Genomic DNA, 3,190 nt, shown 5'->3' on the forward strand with positions numbered 1-3,190 from the left:
GAATCGGGCGTGGTCCACATCGTCGCCGAGAGGATCGAGGATCTGACGCCTTGGCTGACCGTGCTTCTGGAGAAGGTCAGCGAGGCCGCACCAGCGGTTCCTCCGAGAGACCTCGCCAAGGAGCGTTCGGATCGCTCCAGCCCCGCCAAACAAAGCGCACCGATCCGTCAGGATCTCGCAACGCTGTCGGAAGAAGCGGAAAGCGTCATGCCCAAGGGGCGGAATTTTCAGTAGGTAAGGCCATGCCAAGGGCGGAACGAAAGCGGACGTCGGCGATCCTTCGCGCTCCCCGCTGTCCCGCCAGCCTTCGGCAAATTGGCGGGTATAAGAAACGTGCCCCTCAGCCCGACCCACCCAAGCGCGGCGGCGGGGCGAGCACGTCCTCCACCGAAAGCGTCCGCGCCTCGGAGGGCAGCATGATCGGGATGCCATCACGCACCGGATAGGCAATCTTGGCGACCCTGGAAATCAGTTCGCCGCGCTCTGGATCCCAAGCCAGCGGCCCCTTGGTCAGCGGGCAGGCCAAGAGTTCCAGCAGCTTGGGGTCGACCTTCCTCCCGTCACGTCCATCCGCCGCCATAAGATTCTCCTCCCAGCCAGTTGCGGGCCTAAGATGTGCCGAGATTCAGGTCAGGCCCAGTCGAAAATGGCTGATACCGAGAACCGGAGCGGAGCGTACTTTTCGTACGCAAGCACCGGAAGCGCAGGAAGCCACCATTTGCAGGCCAGGTCTCACCTGGATATCGACACATCTTACTGCAAACTCGAGCCAAAATCCTCATTCTCGCGCGCCAGCGCCATTTCGGTGATGGCGATCAGCGTCTCCGCCCGGGTCTTCAGGTCGGCTGCTTCGAGCAGCGCCTGTTTCTCGGCCGGCCCGTAGGGCGCCATCATCGACAGCGCATTGACCAGCATGGCATTTTCGGCGCGGCTGACGCTTTCCCAGTCGGCCTCCAGATCGTTGGCCTGCAGATAGGCGCGAAACGCCTTGAGCAGCGATGGCCGGTCGATCTCGTTGTCCGCCTGATCCTCGTCGAGATCGGCAAGGAAAGGCGCGGGCTTGCACTGGCGAAACGGCGTCTTGACCGTCAATTCGTGGGCGATGCGGAACCGGCACACGCCCTGCAGCGAAATCAGGTAGCGGCCGTCGCCGCTTTCGGAGAAGGCGATGATGCGCCCGGCGCAACCGACATTGCAGAGCTCCGGCTCGCCATCGCCGCGCAAGGCGCCATCGAGACTGGGCTGGATGACGCCGATGAGCCGCGAGCCGGCAATCGCCTCGTCCACCATCTGCAGATAGCGCGGCTCGAAGATGTTGAGCGGCATGCGGCCTCCCGGCAGCAAAAGCGCACCCTCGAGCGGAAAGATCGGGATCGTCGACGGCAAATCCTTGGCGAGCCGGTAATGCGCGTTTCCCGCTTGCACCATATTCCTCCGATCGCTTCACCAGAAGCGCGTCATACCAGCTAATCTGGCGCAGTCGTCGCCGACGCCAAGCCCGTGCGGCAAAACAACCGGCAGCCGGCTCAGGAGAACAGCAGCGCCGACAATTTGCGGCGCGCCGCCAGCGTCGCCTCGTCGGTCATGCCCCAGGCCTCGAACAGCTGCAGCAATTGCGTCCTGGCGCCGTCCTCGTTCCAGGCCCGGTCGGCCTTGATGATGGCCAGCAGATTGTCTGCGGCCGCGGTGCGGTCGCCATTGGCGTTCTGGATCATGGCCAGATCGAAGCGCGCCTGGTGATCCCCAGGATTTTCCGCCAGCCGGCGCTCGAACTCGGCTGGATTACCGAGAGCCGCCGCCTGCGCCGCAACCGCCATCCTGGCGCGCAGGGCTGCCAGCGGCGGCGCACCCTTCTTGGCCTCCGGGGCTGTTGCCAAAAGCGCCTCGGCGCCTTCCGTGTCGCCGGCGTCGAACAACAGTTCCCCCAGTCCGGCGATCGCCTCGATCGTCTCCGGCGCCTGCGCCAGGATAGCGTCATAAATGTCGGCCGCGGTCTGCATGTCGCCGGCGGCGCGCGCCTCAATGGCCGCGGCCAGGGCTTCGGCCACTGGCGGCGCGCCATTGCCCTTGCCGCCGACCTTGGTGATGAATTCGTTGATCTGGCTCTCCGGGATGGCGCCCATGAAGCCATCGACCGGCTGGCCGTCCTTGAAGGCGATGACCGCCGGGATAGACTGGATGCCGAGCTGGCCGGCGATCGAGGGATGGTCGTCGATGTTCATCTTCACCAGCTTGACCCTGCCGCCGGCGGCCTTGACCGCCTTCTCCAACTGCGGCGTCAACTGCTTGCAAGGCCCGCACCAGGGCGCCCAGAAATCGACCAGCACCGGCTGGCGGCGCGATTCCTGGATGACATCGGCGGCAAAGGCAGCCGTCGTCGTGTCCTTGATCACATCGGCGGGAGCGGCGGGCGCATCGCCAAGCGCGACTTTCGCCGGCGCCGGCGCGGCTCCACCATACTGTACCGAGGTGGTGTACTGGCCGCCATTGCCGCCAAAGGAGCCGCCGAACGGATTGTTGTCGCTCATCTCTCTACCCTTCCGTGGCGCCGCCGGCCGGCGGCCAGGCGCCCTATGCTTCAGACCATCTGACTCAAGCCATCCATGTGGCGATCACATGGAGACTTTCAAGATAGCAGCATCGTGCCCGGTTGCCTCGACGAATCTGATCAGGTCGCGCGCCGCGATCGATGTCGTCGCCTCATTGGTCAGCGGATGCCCATTGATCACCGCATGCTCCATCAAATCCTTGTCGAGCACGAGTTTGACCCTGTTTGCCGTGTCGTTGATGACGCCAAAGACCGTGACGGCGCCCGGTGTGACGCCGAGCAGCTCCATCAGCATCTCCGGCTTGCCGAAGGAAACCCGGCTGGCGGCGCCGATCACCTGGTGGATCTGCTTCAGGTCGACGACCGCGTCCTCGCCGACGGTGACCAGGAAGAAATTGTCCTTCTTGTCCTTCAGGAACAGGTTTTTCGTGTGCCCGCCGGCGATCTCGCCGCGCAGTGCCTGCGAATCGGCGACGGTATAGAGCGGCGGGTGGCGCTTCGTCGACGTGGCAATGCCGAGTTCGGCAAGAAAGGCCATCAAATCGGCTTCGGTCTTCGGCATCGGTTTCGTCCCGTTTCTCAAGCCAGCCGTTTACGGCCAATGGGGCAGCCGACACAAGACCGTCATGCGACGTCATGGTG

The 3,190-nt window shown here is 64.2% G+C and carries 5 protein-coding genes; 1 reads left to right on the top strand and 4 read right to left on the bottom strand.

Annotated elements, in window-relative coordinates; all coding sequences use genetic code 11:
* Window positions 1–234 (top strand): hypothetical protein (locus EN750_RS25815; protein ID WP_145967913.1); only part of this gene is annotated, 234 nt, incomplete at its 5' end.
* A 106-nt stretch (window positions 235–340) separates the two neighbouring features.
* Here EN750_RS25815 and EN750_RS25820 read toward each other — a convergent pair.
* The 4 genes from EN750_RS25820 to EN750_RS25835 form a co-directional block, all read right to left on the bottom strand.
* Complete coding sequence (locus EN750_RS25820; protein WP_127398235.1) at window positions 341–580, bottom strand: Trm112 family protein; 240 nt, start codon at window positions 578–580, stop codon at window positions 341–343.
* A gap of 173 nt (window positions 581–753) precedes the next feature.
* Window positions 754–1,425, bottom strand: a complete 672-nt coding sequence (locus tag EN750_RS25825; RefSeq protein WP_023810888.1) for an LON peptidase substrate-binding domain-containing protein — start codon at window positions 1,423–1,425, stop codon at window positions 754–756.
* Between the two features lie 101 nt (window positions 1,426–1,526).
* Complete coding sequence (trxA, locus tag EN750_RS25830; RefSeq protein ID WP_127398237.1) at window positions 1,527–2,528, bottom strand: thioredoxin; 1,002 nt, start codon at window positions 2,526–2,528, stop codon at window positions 1,527–1,529.
* 84 nt (window positions 2,529–2,612) lie between these two features.
* Entirely contained in the window at window positions 2,613–3,110 is a 498-nt protein-coding gene (locus tag EN750_RS25835; RefSeq protein WP_127398239.1) for a prolyl-tRNA synthetase associated domain-containing protein, read from the bottom strand.
* Between the last annotated feature and the right edge of the window lie 80 nt (window positions 3,111–3,190).

It is taken from the genome of Mesorhizobium sp. M7A.F.Ca.ET.027.03.2.1 (genome assembly GCF_003999175.1).
Taxonomy (GTDB): domain Bacteria; phylum Pseudomonadota; class Alphaproteobacteria; order Rhizobiales; family Rhizobiaceae; genus Mesorhizobium.

Bases quoted from the DNA above. Each gene is read 5' to 3' on its own strand.
- EN750_RS25820 (WP_127398235.1), bottom strand. From the start codon at position 580: ATGGCGGCGGATGGACGTGACGGGAGGAAGGTCGACCCCAAGCTGCTG.
- trxA (WP_127398237.1), bottom strand. From the start codon at position 2,528: ATGAGCGACAACAATCCGTTCGGCGGCTCCTTTGGCGGCAATGGCGGC.
- EN750_RS25835 (WP_127398239.1), bottom strand. From the start codon at position 3,110: ATGCCGAAGACCGAAGCCGATTTGATGGCCTTTCTTGCCGAACTCGGC.